The organism is Neisseria sp. 83E34 (assembly GCF_001308015.1).
In the GTDB taxonomy this organism is placed as follows: Bacteria; Pseudomonadota; Gammaproteobacteria; order Burkholderiales; family Neisseriaceae; genus Neisseria.
The window spans coordinates 133,077-148,494 of the sequence record NZ_LGYH01000004.1; the positions used below are offsets into that span (position 1 = coordinate 133,077).

General features: G+C 46.3%; 12 protein-coding genes. 8 read left to right on the forward strand and 4 right to left on the reverse strand.

Annotation, left to right across the window (positions count from 1 at the left end; all coding sequences use genetic code 11):
* The first annotated feature begins 42 nt into the window (after window positions 1-42).
* Together AKG09_RS05440 and AKG09_RS11630 are read left to right on the forward strand one after the other, a co-directional pair.
* Window positions 43-1,014, forward strand: a complete 972-nt coding sequence (locus AKG09_RS05440; protein WP_054618456.1) for a tRNA-dihydrouridine synthase — start codon at window positions 43-45, stop codon at window positions 1,012-1,014.
* A gap of 146 nt (window positions 1,015-1,160) precedes the next feature.
* A complete protein-coding gene (locus AKG09_RS11630; protein WP_197272118.1) occupies window positions 1,161-3,260 on the forward strand; it encodes a family 20 glycosylhydrolase in 2,100 nt (699 codons plus the stop codon).
* Window positions 3,261-3,392: 132 nt separating this feature from the next.
* On the opposite strand, the gene rbsK is transcribed toward AKG09_RS11630, so the two are convergent.
* The 4 genes from rbsK to AKG09_RS05465 form a co-directional block, all read right to left on the reverse strand.
* Window positions 3,393-4,292 carry a ribokinase gene (rbsK, locus tag AKG09_RS05450; protein WP_054618457.1) on the reverse strand — a complete coding sequence of 300 codons (900 nt, stop codon included), beginning with the start codon at window positions 4,290-4,292 and terminating at the stop codon, window positions 3,393-3,395.
* Between the two features lie 185 nt (window positions 4,293-4,477).
* Window positions 4,478-6,466 (reverse strand): DNA topoisomerase IV subunit B, encoded by a 1,989-nt coding sequence (locus tag AKG09_RS05455; RefSeq protein ID WP_054618458.1) that lies wholly within the window; start codon window positions 6,464-6,466, stop codon window positions 4,478-4,480.
* Window positions 6,467-6,588: 122 nt separating this feature from the next.
* The gene (locus tag AKG09_RS05460; protein WP_054618459.1) at window positions 6,589-8,214 is read right to left on the reverse strand and encodes a CTP synthase; all 1,626 of its coding nucleotides are present in this window, start codon (window positions 8,212-8,214) and stop codon (window positions 6,589-6,591) included.
* A gap of 327 nt (window positions 8,215-8,541) precedes the next feature.
* Window positions 8,542-8,955 carry a Spy/CpxP family protein refolding chaperone gene (locus AKG09_RS05465; protein ID WP_054618460.1) on the reverse strand — a complete coding sequence of 138 codons (414 nt, stop codon included), beginning with the start codon at window positions 8,953-8,955 and terminating at the stop codon, window positions 8,542-8,544.
* 223 nt (window positions 8,956-9,178) lie between these two features.
* Between AKG09_RS05465 and rpe the strand changes: the two genes are divergently transcribed.
* The 6 genes from rpe to AKG09_RS05495 all read left to right on the forward strand — a co-directional run bounded on the left by rpe (window position 9,179) and on the right by AKG09_RS05495 (window position 15,383).
* Entirely contained in the window at window positions 9,179-9,850 is a 672-nt protein-coding gene (gene rpe, locus AKG09_RS05470; RefSeq protein WP_054618461.1) for a ribulose-phosphate 3-epimerase, read from the forward strand.
* Between the two features lie 829 nt (window positions 9,851-10,679).
* Window positions 10,680-10,943, forward strand: a complete 264-nt coding sequence (locus AKG09_RS05475; RefSeq protein ID WP_054618462.1) for a DUF4212 domain-containing protein — start codon at window positions 10,680-10,682, stop codon at window positions 10,941-10,943.
* A gap of 3 nt (window positions 10,944-10,946) precedes the next feature.
* Window positions 10,947-12,716 carry a sodium:solute symporter family protein gene (locus tag AKG09_RS05480; RefSeq protein ID WP_054618463.1) on the forward strand — a complete coding sequence of 590 codons (1,770 nt, stop codon included), beginning with the start codon at window positions 10,947-10,949 and terminating at the stop codon, window positions 12,714-12,716.
* A 170-nt stretch (window positions 12,717-12,886) separates the two neighbouring features.
* The gene (locus AKG09_RS05485) at window positions 12,887-13,447 is read left to right on the forward strand and encodes a hypothetical protein (protein ID WP_231623904.1); all 561 of its coding nucleotides are present in this window, start codon (window positions 12,887-12,889) and stop codon (window positions 13,445-13,447) included.
* A gap of 115 nt (window positions 13,448-13,562) precedes the next feature.
* On the forward strand, window positions 13,563-14,315 hold the full coding sequence (gene surE / locus AKG09_RS05490; RefSeq protein WP_054618465.1) for a 5'/3'-nucleotidase SurE: 753 nt from the start codon (window positions 13,563-13,565) through the stop codon (window positions 14,313-14,315).
* 141 nt (window positions 14,316-14,456) lie between these two features.
* Window positions 14,457-15,383 carry a peptidoglycan DD-metalloendopeptidase family protein gene (locus AKG09_RS05495; RefSeq protein ID WP_054618466.1) on the forward strand — a complete coding sequence of 309 codons (927 nt, stop codon included), beginning with the start codon at window positions 14,457-14,459 and terminating at the stop codon, window positions 15,381-15,383.
* Window positions 15,384-15,418: the final 35 nt, after the last annotated feature.

Genomic DNA, 15,418 nt, shown 5'->3' on the forward strand with positions numbered 1-15,418 from the left:
CAATATGCGCTTTTCTTAATTTCAGACAGGCATTGTTGAGATATGCGTTTGGTGCTGGCCCCGATGCAGGGGTTAACTGATGATGTGATGCGTGATTTATTAACGCGTATTGGTGGTTTTGACGAGTGTGTGAGTGAGTTTGTGCGTATCACGCACACGGTGCATTCCCGTGCGACTTGGTTAAGATATGCACCTGAAATTGCACACGGTAATAAAACATTTTCAGGTGTGCCGTGTACAGTGCAGCTTTTAGGTAGTGATGCAGAAAATATGGCAGTCAATGCGTTGGCAGCAGTGCGGTTTGGCGTGGAAAAAATCGATCTCAACTTTGGTTGCCCCGCACCTACGGTAAATAAGCATCAAGGAGGCGCAGTTTTACTGAAGGAGCCGGACAGAGTGTTCCGTATTGTGAAAACCCTACGGGATGCTTTGCCCGAACATATACCACTTACGGCAAAAATGCGTTTGGGTTTTGAGGATAAAACGCTCGCTTTGGAAAATGCCTGTGCGATTAATGAAGGCGGCGCCTGCGGCTTAACCGTACATGCACGCACTAAAGTAGAAGGTTACGAACCGCCTGCCCATTGGATATGGGTGCGTAAAATTGCTGAAGCTGTGGATATTCCGGTTACGGCAAACGGTGATGTATTCACTTTGGCTGACTATATAGGGATTAAAGAGGAAAGCGGTTGCGACAGTGTGATGCTGGGTCGTGGGGCTGTGATGGTGCCGGATTTGGCAAGGCAGATTAAACAGTATGAAAACGGCGAGCCGGTTCGGCCGATGACGTTTGCAGAAATCATGGATTGGATTTTGTTGTTTGTGGATTTGTGCGTAGAGAAAGAAGGAGAAAACAAATATCCTGTTGCAAGAGTGAAACAGTGGTTGGGAATGATGAAAAAAGCGTATCCTTATGCTGATGGGCTATTTCAGTATATCCGGTCTATAAAAGAGATAAGTGGTATAAAAAAAGCTTTACGAGAGTATAAATTTCAGATAAAAAGAGTTCTTTAATTATTTGATATTTGGGCAATTATTGAAAATTTAAAGATTACCGGGGAACAAAAATGAAATTTAAATATCATATGCCAAGTTCAAAATTCAAACAACATGAGCTCACACATATGCAAGAGATAATAAACCAATCCAAAGAAATTCCTATGTCGGACATTGAGAATGGTCAATTAATCGCGCAGGAATTAAATTCAGAAGGAGCTTTAGCCTTAGAAGAGCAGGAAACTTACCAACTTTTTACTGAAAATTGGGTGGTTCCGGAAGATCAAATACAAACCGCTTATAATCATATCGGTTATACACATTTAGCAAAAAATGCTTCTGTTGATGTTGCCGATGATTCAAGTGCTGTTGATAGTGGTGCAGAAGAGATAGCGCCTATCAATGACTCTGGCTCAGGCAAAATGCCTTGGATTGTTGGCGGTTCGGGTTTATTGTTGGCCGGTTTGGCTGCAGCAGCTGCCGGAGGTTCATCCGGCGGTAGTTCAGATGATGGTCAAGAAAAAACAGCCCGAAAACGGAGTATGGGAGAGGAACGCTCCGCAACACAGCCTGCTGCATCTACTGAAGAACATTCAGGTGAAGAGCATTCAGCGAAAGAAGATCAAACACCAAGCACTGCCGGAGTAACAGCTGAATCGCCTGCTGCTTCGGCTGAGGAAGCGAAACCTGTTGAGGATCCTGTTTCTTCTCCGCCTGCCGGTGATATTAAACCACCGGAAGAGCCTGCTCCTAAGCCGGAAACAAAAGTAGAAAATTCAACACCAGAAAACAATAATGTGCCGGAATCGACTCCTTCGGTTAAAGAAAACGTTGTGCCGGAAACAACAGAGGGCACCGGCAATATCGTTGACCCTAATCATTCTGCGACAGAACAAGCAGAGCCTGTACCGCAACCTGCAGTAAACGGCAAGCAAAGTGGTTTGACGCTGGATATCGCCAAACATTTCTATTCTGCAGATGTGATTAAAAAATACATTGATACCATCAGCAAATCAGGCGGTACGTTTTTGCAACTGCATTTATCGGATGATGAAAATTACGCGTTTGAAAGCACTGTGCTTGATCAACGCGCTGCGAATGCTACCCAAAATGAAGACGGTACTTACACCAACCCAAAAACGGGCAAACAGTTTTTGAGCTACGAGCAGATTGCCGATATTGTGTCTCATGCTAAAGCCAAAGGTGTGGAGCTGATTCCGGAGATAGACACACCTAATCATATGGATGCAATCTTTGATTTGTTGGAGCATCACAAAGGTGCGGATTATGTGCAGAGCATCAAATCCGAAGTGGTAAACGATGAAATCAAGATTACTGATCCTAAGGCTATTGATTTTGTGAAAAGCCTTTATACTGAAGTAATCGGCTTGATGCAGGGCAACAGCAAACACTTCCATATCGGCGGTGATGAATTTGGTTACAGTGCTTTGAACAATCACGAGTTCATCACTTATGCCAATACCTTATCGAAATTCTTGGACGAACAAGGCTTGAAAACACGTATGTGGAACGACGGCCTTTTGAAAACCAGCTTGAAAGAATTGAACCCTGCAATCGAAATTACCTATTGGAGTTACGATGGCAATCCGGGTGTTGATTCGGTGGCTGCTGATCGTCGCGCAGAGCGCGCAAGCATGAAAGACTTGCTGGACGAAGGCTTTGATGTTTTGAATTACAACTGGTATTACTTGTATTTCGTACCCGATGACGGCGTAACCAATGCCGAAAGCGGCGCACATATGGCCAGCGATATTCAAGCTATGTGGGATTTGGGCGTTTGGGATGGTAAAGACCATTCCGACCTGATTACAAATACCGGTAAGGTAATCGGCTCGTCTTTAACGATTTGGGGCGAAAATGCCGATAATCTGACTGATGATCAGATTTATGAATGGAGCGCCAACGGTTTGGCCGCGTTAATCAGCAAAACCAATGCGGATTCAATTAATAAAGACGATTTGTCGAGAGTAACTTTGGATATTACGAAAGAAAATCGAGATGGTGAAGTAATCAATCTGAAGAGTTCTGCTTCTGAATTGGTTGATGTTTCTCTGGCTGACGATTTGCTTTCCAGTTATTCCTTCGTGTGGCTTAACGGTGATACCGATGACATGTTGACATTGTCTTCAGATTGGTCATTCACCGGTGCCAGTGAGTTGAAAGACAATGTGAGCTATAGCCTGTATAAACACGGTAGTAATCACTTATATGTTGATACCGACATAGTGGTAGAAGTGGTTTAAACAGGGAGTAATTTGAGAAATGCCTGTCTGAAAAAGTGATTTTTCAGACAGGCATTACCTTATGCTGGTTTCAGAAGTTACATTATATTCGTCAAGCAGTGTGATATGTTTCCGGCTTTTTCGGTAGTCGGTTTATTGTTTGGTTAAAAACGCTTCCAGTTCCTTATATAAAGGCATGCCACCTTGTGCGCCCGGGCGGGTAACTGAAATGGCTGCGGCTGCGCAGGCTTTTTTCACTGCCTCGTGTAAACCTTGTTTAAGGAACACTGCCAAAGTGCTATTAAACGTATCTCCCGCCCCGGTTGTGTCGACAGGAGTGACTTTAAAGCTGGGCTGGCTATGTTGTGCGCCGGTTTCATCATTGAATAATGCGCCTTTGGAACCTAAAGTCATTACCACTTGGCAAGGTGATTGTCGTAGCATTTCTTCCGGAGACAAGTTTTCAGACAGGCCTAAGCTAATTGCGAGTTCGTAAGCGTTTGGGGTAAGCAGGCTGGTTAAATTGATTAATTCCTGCGGCAATTTTTGCGCGGGAGCAGGGTTGAGGATAAAGGGCTTGCCGTATTTTTTTGCCAGCTTGGCGCCGGCAATTACGGTGTCTAGCGGGGTTTCCAGCTGTGCCATAACCACATCGGCATCGGCAATACGCTGTTCTTCGTTGTGCACATCAGCCGGGGTAAGAGAAAAGTTGGCGCCTGAAACCACAATAATATGGTTGTCGCCTTCTGCTACCGTGATGTTTGCCATGCCGCTGGGCTGGTCTTGAATAATGCGCACGGCATCCGTGTTGACTTGTTCTTTTCGCAAATTGTCTAATAAAGCCTGCCCGAAATGATCCGAACCAACCGCGCCGATAAGCGAAACTTTTGCGCCCAAGCGCGCGGCGGCCACGGCCTGATTGGCGCCTTTCCCGCCCATATATTGATGAAAACCCATTCCTAGCAAGGTTTCGCCTGGTTGTGGAAAACGGGGCGACGAGGTAACTAAATCCATATTAATGCTGCCGATAACGACGATTTTGGGGGCATTCATTTGATTCTCCGGAGATAACAGGTCTTGCTCAAAATATACGATATGCCTGTCTGAAAATATTTTCAGACAGGCATTCTTTATTAAAACAGCTGTCTTGATTCATCAGCTATTTAGAATACCTTTTTTAATGATAAGTTCATCATCCTTCAGCCGCGTGAATGGCTGTTTGGTAAAGGCTTCAGGTTTTAAATATCCACTTCAGCTTTGTCGCCCTCAGCTTCCATCCAAGCGCGGCGGCTGGCGGCTTCGCCTTTGCCCATCAGCTTGACGAAAATATCATACGTTTCTTCACCGGCTCCCTCAGGAATGCTGACGCGCAACAGGCGGCGGGTGTCGGGGTGCATGGTGGTGTCTTTGAGCTGGTCGGGGTTCATCTCGCCCAAGCCTTTGAAACGGCTGATGGAATAGGCGGTTTCTTTCACGCCTTCTTTTTGCAGCCGCTCCAAAATGCCGTCCAATTCGCCCTGATCGAGTGCGTAGAATTTGCGCGCGGGTTTGCTTTTGCCTTGCGCGTTTACGTCCACGCGGAACAACGGCGGCTGGGCAACATAAATATGGCCGTCTGAAACCAGTTTGGGGAAATGGCGGTAAAACAGGGTGAGCAGCAGCACTTGGATGTGCGATCCGTCCACGTCGGCATCGGAAAGGATGGCGATTTTGCCGTAACGCAGGCCGCTTAAATCGGGGTTGTCGTTTGCGCCGTGCGGGTCAACGCCGATGGCGACGGCGATGTCGTGGATTTCGGCATTGCCGAACAGTTGGTCTTGATGCACTTCGAAGCTGTTCAACACTTTGCCGCGCAAGGGCAGGATGGCTTGGGTGGCTTTGTCGCGTGCGAGTTTGGCCGAACCTCCTGCCGAATCGCCTTCCACCAAGAAAAGTTCGTTTTCGCGGATGTCTTCGCTTTCGCAATCGGTGAGCTTGCCGGGCAGCACGGCCACGCCGCTGCCTTTTTTCTTCTCGATTTTCTTCACCGAACGCATCCGCGCCTGCGCCTGCTTGATGGCGAGTTCGGCGATTTTTTTACCGGCTTCGACGTTTTGGTTGAGCCACAATTCCAGCGGGTCGCCCGACACAGCGGCCACGAGTTTGAGCGCGTCTCGGTTGGTGAGTTTGTCTTTGGTTTGGCCTTGGAATTGCGGGTCGAGCACGCGGGCGGACAACACGAACGCCACGCGGCTGAACACGTCGTCGCTCTGCACTTTCACGCCGCGCGGCAGCAGGTTGTGGTGGTTGATGAAGTTGTTCACCGCTTGGAATACGGCCTGTTTCAAACCGGCTTCGTGCGTGCCGCCGAGCGGGGTAGGAATCAGGTTGACATAGCTCTCGCTGTTGCACGAACCTTCTTCCAGCCAAGTGAGCGCAAACGCCGCACCTTCACCCGTGCTGAAATCGCTGTCGTGGCCGTCTGAAATATAGTTTTCCGAAGCGAACACCGGCACGGCTTCCTGCGCTTCGCTGATTAAGTCGAGCAGATAGCTTTTCAGGCCGTTGGGGTAATGCCATGTCTGCACTTCTTTTTCAGACAGGCCTTTTACGGGGCGGGTGAGCGACACGGTAACGCCCGGCAGCAACACGGCTTTGGCGCGCAACAGGCGTTCGAGTTCGGGAATGCTGTATTGCGGGCTTTCAAAATATTTGCCGTCGGGCCACACGCGCACTTCGGTACCGCTGTCTTTCACCGCACATTTGCCGACCTCGGCCAGCGGCTCAACTACTGCGCCGCCTGCAAATACGATGCGGTGGATTTTGCCTTCGCGTTTCACGGTTACTTCGAGGCGTTTGGAAAGCGCGTTGGTTACCGACACGCCCACCCCGTGCAGGCCGCCTGAAAAGGCATACGCGCTGCCGCCGTCTTTCTTGTTGAACTTACCGCCCGCATGAAGCTGCGTGAACACCAATTCCACCACCGGCAAACCTTCTACCGGATGGAGCCCCACCGGAATGCCGCGCCCGTTGTCGCGCACGGAAAGCGAACCGTCTTCATGGATTTCCACTTTGATTTCACTGGCAAAACCGCCGAGTGCTTCGTCGGCGGCGTTGTCGATCACTTCTTGGCAGATGTGGGTGGGGCTGTCGGTGCGGGTGTACATGCCCGGCCGTTCTTTTACCGGCTCCAAACCTTTGAGGACGGTGATGCTGGATTCGCTGTATTGCTTTGCTGGGTTCGACATAAGATGTGTTTGAATAAAAAATAGATTTGGATTTTAACACAACAGCTCTAAAACTGGGCCGCGCCGACATGTAACAAATGCCTGTCTGAAACTTTCAGACAGGCATTTGTTTTTTTAGAGTATCAAGCTTTTTTAGCCAATGCTGCTTTTATAAATGAGCTAAACAGCGGATGGCCTTTTCGTGGGTTTGATGTGAACTCGGGATGGAACTGGCAGGCAAAAAACCATGGGTGGTCGGGCAGCTCAATCGTTTCTACCAAACGCTCGCGGCCTGCGGATACCCCGCCGATAACCAAGCCTGCTTTTTCCAGCTCAGGTACGAAATTGTTGTTCACTTCGTAGCGGTGGCGGTGGCGCTCTTTGATTGAGGTGGTGCCGTAAATTTTGGCAGCAAGGCTGTCGGGTTTCAAATCGACTTCTTGTGCACCCAAGCGCATGGTGCCGCCTAAATCGGCATGTTCGTCGCGTTTTTCGATGCTGCCGTCTGCCGTTTGCCATTCATCGATTAAGCCGACCACAGGATAAGGAGATTTTAAATCGAACTCGGTGGAGTTGGCGCCTTTCATTCCGGCAACGTTGCGCGCATATTCAATCAGCGCGATTTGCATGCCGAGGCAGATGCCTAAATAAGGCACATTATTTTCACGCGCGTATTTGACCGCGGCGATTTTGCCTTCCACACCGCGAACGCCGAATCCGCCCGGCACCAAAATAGCATCCATGTCTTTCAGACAGGCATCACCTTCTTTTTCGATGGCTTCGCTGTCAACATAAGTAATCTGAACGTCGGTTTCTGTGTGGATACCGGCGTGTTTCAAGGCTTCAGTGAGTGATTTGTAGGATTCGGTTAAATCAACATATTTGCCGACCATGGCGATTTTCACCGTGTGTTTCGGATTTTTAATCGCGTAAACGATTTTTTTCCATTCGGTTAAATCGGCCTGCTGAACATTAAGCTGGAGTTGCTCGCAGATAATGGTATCAATACCTTGCTCGTGCAGCATTTCGGGAATTTCGTAAATGCTGTCCGCATCATAACTGCCGGCTACCGCCCGCTCTTCCACGTTGCAGAACAAGGCGATTTTGCGCTTTTCGTCTTCCGGCAAAATGCGATCCATACGGCATATCAACACATCCGGCTGAATACCGATTTCACGCAGTTCTTTTACCGAATGCTGGGTAGGCTTGGTTTTGATTTCGCCTGCTGCGGCAATGTAGGGTACATAGCTCAAATGTACATATAAAGTGTTGTTGCGCCCCAATTGGCTGCGCATTTGGCGGATGGCTTCCAAAAATGGCAGTGACTCAATATCGCCCACAGTGCCGCCGATTTCAACAATGGCAACATCATGGCCTGCTGCGCCTTCATGGATTTTGCGTTTGATTTCGTCGGTAATGTGCGGGATAACCTGTACGGTGCCGCCCAAATAGTCGCCGCGGCGCTCTTTGGCGATTACTTGTTCGTAAACCTGGCCTGCGCTGAAGCTGTTGCGGCGCGACATGGTGGAGTTAATGAAACGTTCGTAGTGGCCCAAATCCAGGTCGGTTTCTGCGCCGTCTTCCGTAACGAACACTTCGCCATGCTGGAAGGGGCTCATGGTGCCGGGGTCTACATTGATATAAGGGTCGAGTTTGAGCATGGTTACTTTCAAGCCACGCGACTCGAGGATAGTAGCAATGGAAGCGGCGGCGATACCTTTGCCTAATGAAGATACTACGCCGCCGGTTACGAAGATAAACTTAGTCATGATGTTTAGTCGCTCGGTTGGAATTCGTAATTTTACTGAAAAAAACAGCTTTCGGCAACGCGGGTTACGGTTGCTTTCGGGAGGTGGTTTACTAAGTGGAATAGCTAAAAAAACAGTAACTGTGTAGGCAGCTATTCTTTCTTCGTGTATGAATTTGAAATTAAGGGGATACTCGGTTAAGGCATAAGTATGACGGTAAAAGTTTAAATAATAAGAATGCCTGTCTGAAAAAGTGGTTTTCAGACGGGCATTAAGTTGGGCCGGTTTATTTGTTATAGGTTTTTTATTATATAAAGAGTGCCCGAAAACAATGCGGGCACTTTTGGTTTATCGGGCGCAGTTTGCCAACCATTTTTCTTGTTGTTCATGGGTCAGCACTTGAAATATTTTATGTTGTACCGAAAGTTCTTCAACGGCGAGATCCATATCTGAATCATAACGTTTCTGAAGATAACGGCGGGCTTCGTGTTTGCTGAAAGGAACGGTTGATAATACTTTGATTAATTCTTGTTTGCGCGAGAAATTTGCATTCCGGTTTCTAATCTTGACTCTTTCTATATTTTTTTTGTGTGCATTCCGGATTTGAAGGAGCGCTTTTTGCTGGCTTTCATCCAAAGATAACGAACGCATATCGCAATTGGGATAAAAATCGCTCAATACAACGGCGGAAGCGTGTAGCGATAAAGTGCACAATGCGGTAGCAGCCGTATATTTGATGAAAGACAAGCTGGAAAATTTCATTTCATGATTCCGTTTATATGAAGCAGATTAAAGCGGGTTCAATATAGCGGACTTTGGCGTGAAGCGGAGTATTTACGGCGTTAACTTCCGTTAATATACTTGATTTTAATATTCTTATTATTTTTGAATATTATTATGCTTTTGTTGTAGTTTTGTTGCCATTGTGTCAGTTTGGGATGGATGGAATAATATGCCTGTCTGAAAATATAGTTGGAGTTTAAGCGTGGTTGATTACCGTATAGCACCTAGTATTTTATCTGCTGATTTCGCACGCTTGGGTGAAGAAGTGGAAAAAGTGATTGATGCAGGTGCCGATTTGATTCACTTTGATGTGATGGATAATCATTATGTGCCGAATCTGACCTTCGGCCCTATGGTTTGCGCAGCATTGAAACCGTATTCGCGGGTGCCGATAGATGTGCATTTGATGGTGGAGCCGGTAGATGATTTGATCGTTGCATTTGCAGATGCGGGGGCAAACATTATTACGTTTCATCCTGAAGCGAGCCGTCATATAGACAGAAGCTTGAATTTGATTAGGGATAAAGGGTGTCAAGCAGGATTGGCGTTGAATCCGGCTACTCCGGTTAATGTATTGGAAAATGTGCTGGATTTATTGGATATGGTATTGGTTATGTCGGTTAATCCGGGATTTGGCGGGCAGAGCTTTATTCCGAATACTTTACCAAAGCTGCGCCGTGTAAGACATTTATTGGATGAATATGAGCGTTGCAGCCGTCGTTGGATTTCTTTAGAAGTGGACGGAGGGGTAAAACCTGAAAATATTGCTGAAATCGCAGCGGCTGGGGCGGATACGTTTGTTGCCGGTTCTGCGATTTTTGGAAAGCCTGATTATGAGGCTGTTATCAGCCGGATGCGCAAGGAGTTGGCTTAAGGTTGATATTATTTTCAGACAGGCCTGTCTGAAAATTTATACTTAAAGATACTTTAGAAACGGTTTGGAAATGGCTTCCAAACCGTTTTTGTGTTGTAACACCGACAAAAATGATTTTCTAAATTCTATCAATAAAGCGTGTTGACTCGGCTCAGTTATTTAAGCCGGAGGTATTTTGTGTGTTCAGATCATGAATATTTTAAGAAAAAGGTGATCTATTATTTTTTAAGTTGAAAAAGAGATGGGTTTGGCTGTTTAAAAGATAGAAAACAGATGTCGCGAGATTTTGTTGCAATATTTATTTATCTAAATTTCATATATGGAAGTATATAAAATACAATACGTTGAGTGTTGATAAGTGTCAGGATTAGCTGAAAAATGCTTGTCTGAAACATTTGATTCAGATAGGGATTCTGAAACCCTGTGTAATTGCATTAATGTTTTATCGTTTCCTTAATTTGTTTTGTAAAGGATGGTAAATCATAAATATATTTATGTATTTAGGTATCGATGTTTTTTTGGGCATCGATAACTTTTATTTATGGCTTTTAGCTGTAAATTTCTCTAAATAATTCATTGTTTTATCTATTTTTTTATATAAATCATATAGATGGTTTTATTTTGGGGTGGAGGCTGTAGAAATGCGTTGCAATAGTGTAAATCTATGTTATTCTCTTACACAGAACTACATGGTGGAAAGAGATGTGTAGTCTGACTATTTTGAATAGAAGTTTGACTGAATTTGGGTTTGGTTTCGGTTTCTGTCATGAAACTTGGTATCAAAACAAAATTAGGTTTTAAAGAAGAACAGTGTTAGGAGGAAACAATCATGTCCAATCACAAACATGATGCTGCCGGTTATTGGAAAGCCAATGTCCGACTTATTTTGACTTGCTTGGTAGTCTGGGCTGTGTGTTCCCACGGCTTTGCTATCTGGCTGCGTCCTTTGCTTGCGGGGATTAAGGTAGGGGGATCTGATTTAGGTTTTTGGTTTGGCCAACAAGGTTCCATTTTAACTTTCATCGCCATCATTTTCTTTTACTCTTGGAGAATGAATAAGCTTGATGAAGAATTCGGTGTGCATGAGGAGTAAACCATGAGCCAATTTGCAATTAATTTGATTTTTGTGGGGGCGTCTTTCGCACTGTACTTCGGTATTGCGATTTGGGCTCGTGCAGGTTCCACCAAGGAGTTTTATGTTGCCGGCGGTGGTGTGCATCCGGTTTTGAACGGTATGGCAACCGCTGCGGACTGGATGAGTGCCGCATCGTTCATTTCTATGGCTGGTTTGTTGGCTATGAACGGCTACGGCGCTTCAGCTTATTTGATGGGTTGGACCGGTGGTTATGTATTGCTGGCTTTATTGTTGGCTCCTTATCTGCGTAAATTCGGCAAATTTACTGTGCCGGATTTTATCGGCGACCGTTTTTACAGCCGTACGGCGCGTTTGGTTGCGGTTGCCTGTTTGATTGTGGCTTCAACCACTTATGTGATCGGTCAGATGACGGGTGCCGGTGTGGCGTTCTCACGCTTCCTTGAAGTAAGCAATACGACCGGTTTGCTGATTGCGGCCGTAGTGGTGTTGTTTTACGCGGTATTGGGTGGTATGAAAGGCATTACTTACACGCAAGTTGCACAATATGTTGTATTGATTATTGCCTACACCATTCCCGCCGTATTCATTTCATTCAACTTAACCGGTAATCCGATTCCGCCTCTGGGTTTGTTTGGAACAGATACTGCTTCCGGTATGCCTTTGCTGCAAAAACTGGATTTGTTGGTAACCGATTTGGGCTTTACTGCATACACTGCTGATGTGCCCAATAAGTTTAATATGTTCCTGTTTACCATGTCGTTGATGATTGGTACCGCCGGCTTACCGCACGTAATCATCCGTTTCTTTACCGTACCTAAAGTATCCGATGCCCGTTCGTCTGCCGGTTGGGCGCTGGTATTCATTGCCTTGCTTTACACCACAGCTCCTGCAGTAGGTTCTATGGCTCGTATCAACTTGGTTAATACTGTGTACCCGAATGGCTCTCAAGAACAAGCTTTGAATTATGAAGCGCGTCCGCAATGGATGAAAAACTGGGAAACTACCGGTTTGCTGAAGTTTGAAGACAAAAACGGCGACGGTAATATTCAATACTACAACGACAAATCTGCTGCTTTTGAAGCAACTGCTAATGAGCGTGGTTGGAAAGGTAACGAGTTAACTGTAAACAACGATATCTTGGTATTGGCTAACCCTGAAATTGCGAATCTGCCGAGCTGGGTAATCGGTTTGATTGCAGCGGGTGGTTTGGCGGCAGCATTGTCTACTGCGGCAGGCTTGTTACTGGCTATTTCTTCAGCTGTATCGCATGACTTGATTAAGAAAACACTTAAACCCGATATCACTGAAAAAGGCGAATTGATGGCAGCGCGTGTGTCTATGACCTTAGCGATTGTCGTTGCTACATGGTTGGGTATCAATCCTCCGGGCTTCGCAGCACAAGTAGTGGCATTGGCTTTCGGGATTGCAGCGGCTTCTATCTTCCCTGCTTTGATGATGGGCATCTTCTCCAAGCGCATCAATAGTACAGGTGCAACAGCAGGTATGCTGGCCGGTTTGATCTCCACTTGTGTGTATATCTTCTTATACATGGGCTGGTTCTTCATCCCCGGCACCAACACTTTCGAGAATGTGGAAGCTAATTGGTTATTCGGTATTTCTCCGCTGTCGTTCGGTACAGTGGGTGCTGTAATCAACTTCGTAGTTGCATTCGTGATTTCTAGTGTAGGTAAAGCACCGCCTCAGGATGTACAGGATTTGGTAGAGAGCGTGCGCTATCCGCGTGGTGCCGGTAAGGCAGTTGATCACTAAATCTTGTGAAATTTGGGCTTCCGCAGGGAAGCCCAAAATTTTAAAATCATATAAACTTGCACAACTGTTTTATAAAATCATTTTAAAACCGTAATCGCGGGCATTAACTTAGTTATTGTTTTAAAGTGATTTGATTGGGTTACGCGAATCAAAACTTTTTCAGACAGGCATTGTTATCAAGGCCGGATAAATATAGACGTTCGGTGTTTAATTTTATAAAGGGAACTTTAATGGTTTGGGAATGGATTGCCACTATTTTTGCCGGGCTGGGCGCTGCGGGTGTGATGCTGGGGCTGCGGTTTGTTTTTAAGAAGTCGCCCAAATGGCTGGTTCCTGCGGGAGCAGGCTTGGGAATGCTGTTATTTCAAATATATAGTGAATATACTTGGTTCAGTCATACCCGTTCATTATTGCCGAAAAATACAGCTGTTGTGGCTGAAATCGGGGAAACTGCGTTTTATAAACCGTGGAGCTATATTAAGCCTCAAGTATTGAAATTCGTGGCGGTAGATACTGATAAAGTTTTGTTTGTGGATGACCATAAAACGATATTGCAAACAAACCTGTATTTTTTTGAACGGCGGATGAGCGCCAACACCTGGCCGATTTTGATTGATTGCAAAAAAGGCTTACAGGCAAATGTTAAAAGCGTAGAAAATGGTGTGCCGATGGCAGATAGTTGGCATAAAGGTCAATATACCGATCAGATTGCAAAAGCGGTTTGCCCTTAAGTGGGTTATTTTAATCAAAGCAATGCCTGTCTGAAACGTTATCTAGATTTAATCTGGTCGGAACCGTAGAATAGCGCCTTTATACTTAATCAGAGAATAGAGTAACGGGAAACTTATGAATATATTGATTTGTAATGATGATGGTTATCTCGCTCAAGGTATTTCAGTGTTGGCGCGTGTAGCAGGCGAATTTGCCAACGTGCGCGTAGTAGCGCCTGAGCGAAACAGAAGCGGTGTGAGTAATTCGCTTACGCTGGATCGCCCCTTGAGCATACGGGAAGCTGAAAACGGCTTTTATTTTGTGAGCGGCACCCCGACCGACTGCATCCATCTCGGTTTGCATTCCTTGCCGGAATTCAAGCCCGATTTGGTTTTATCAGGTATCAATCACGGCGCAAATATGGGAGATGATACGCTCTATTCAGGTACTGTCGCCGCTGCTACCGAGGCTTATCTTTTAGGTATTCCCGCAGTTGCCTTTTCACTTAATGATTATAGCGACCGCTATTGGGAAACAGCAGAAAAAGCAGCTTGGATGATGATTGACCGTTTGGTAAAAAATCCTCCTCCCAAGCCTGTTTTATGGAATGTTAATATTCCTGCCGTTGCGCCAGAAGATATACAAGGCATTAAAACCGTGCGGCTCGGCCGCCGCCATCATGTTCAAAGTATCATTCCTTCCCGCAATCCGCGTGGAGAACCGATTTATTGGATAGGCCCCATCGGCAATATTTCAGATAAAGAAACAGGCACGGATTTCGCAGAATGTGAAGCAGGTTTCATCACGGTTACCCCGCTGAAAATTGATTTGACCGGGTTTGAGCAGATGCAGGAAGTGGCGCAATTTTGGCAGAACGGTGCGTGCTAGAAAAATTTTCAATCAAGATAAAATCTTGCAAAATTCTAGAATAAACGGTTCTTAAGTCCGTAAAAAACTTGAGGATAACGCGCAATTTGATTATGATATGCGCCAAATTCCATCAAATTAAACTAAAGAAGGTAAGCAAAGATGTTAAAGAAAACCGCAATCCGTACCGGCTCGGTTGCCATCGTTTTGATGCTGGGCGCATGTTCTTGGACACAACCCCCGGCTCCAGTAGTGCAAGGCAGCACTGGTTCGGCAGGCAGTTACGGTAGCGAGGCAGGAAGCGCCCCATCTTCTAACCCTTATGGCGCAACGCCTTATGATCCGAATGCAGGTGGCACAAGCGTGGTGAACAACACTCCCGCTCCCTATACTCCACCTGCTCCTGCGGCAAGCGGCGGCAGCTACATACCTTCTAATGCTCCTGTAGACATCAATGCGGTCACACACACTGTGGTGCGTGGTGATACTGTTTACAATATTTCCAAACGTTACAACATTACGCAAGACAATTTGCGTGCTTGGAACGGTTTGTCAGACAATAACATTAATGTAGGCCAAACTCTGCGCGTTAAGCCTGCAGGCTATACTGCTCCGGCTGGAGGAAGCGCTGTTACCACACAACAAGCACCCGCTGCCAAGACCACGCCACCGGCAAGCGGCCCGGCTACGACGCCTACCGTGGCAACAGGCGGTACGCGTACAGTTGAAGGCATAACGTGGCAACGCCCGACATCTGGCAGCGTGATCACCCAATTTACTGCAAGTAACAAAGGTGTGGATATCGGTGGAACGGCCGGTCAACCTGTGGTGGCTGCGGCAGACGGTAAAGTGGTGTATGCGGGTTCAGGCTTGCGCGGTTATGGCAATCTTGTGATTATTCAGCACACCAAAACTTTCCTGACGGCCTATGGTCATAACCAAAGCCTGTCTGTAAAAGAAGGCCAAACTGTGAAGCGCGGACAAACCATCGCCAAAATGGGTAATACTGATGCCGACCGAACTAAACTGCATTTTGAAGTGCGTAAAGACGGTAAGCCGGTTAACCCTGTTAACTATGTTGCGTTTTAAACCTAGCATCTGAGCAAAACACCTGCTTAAATAAA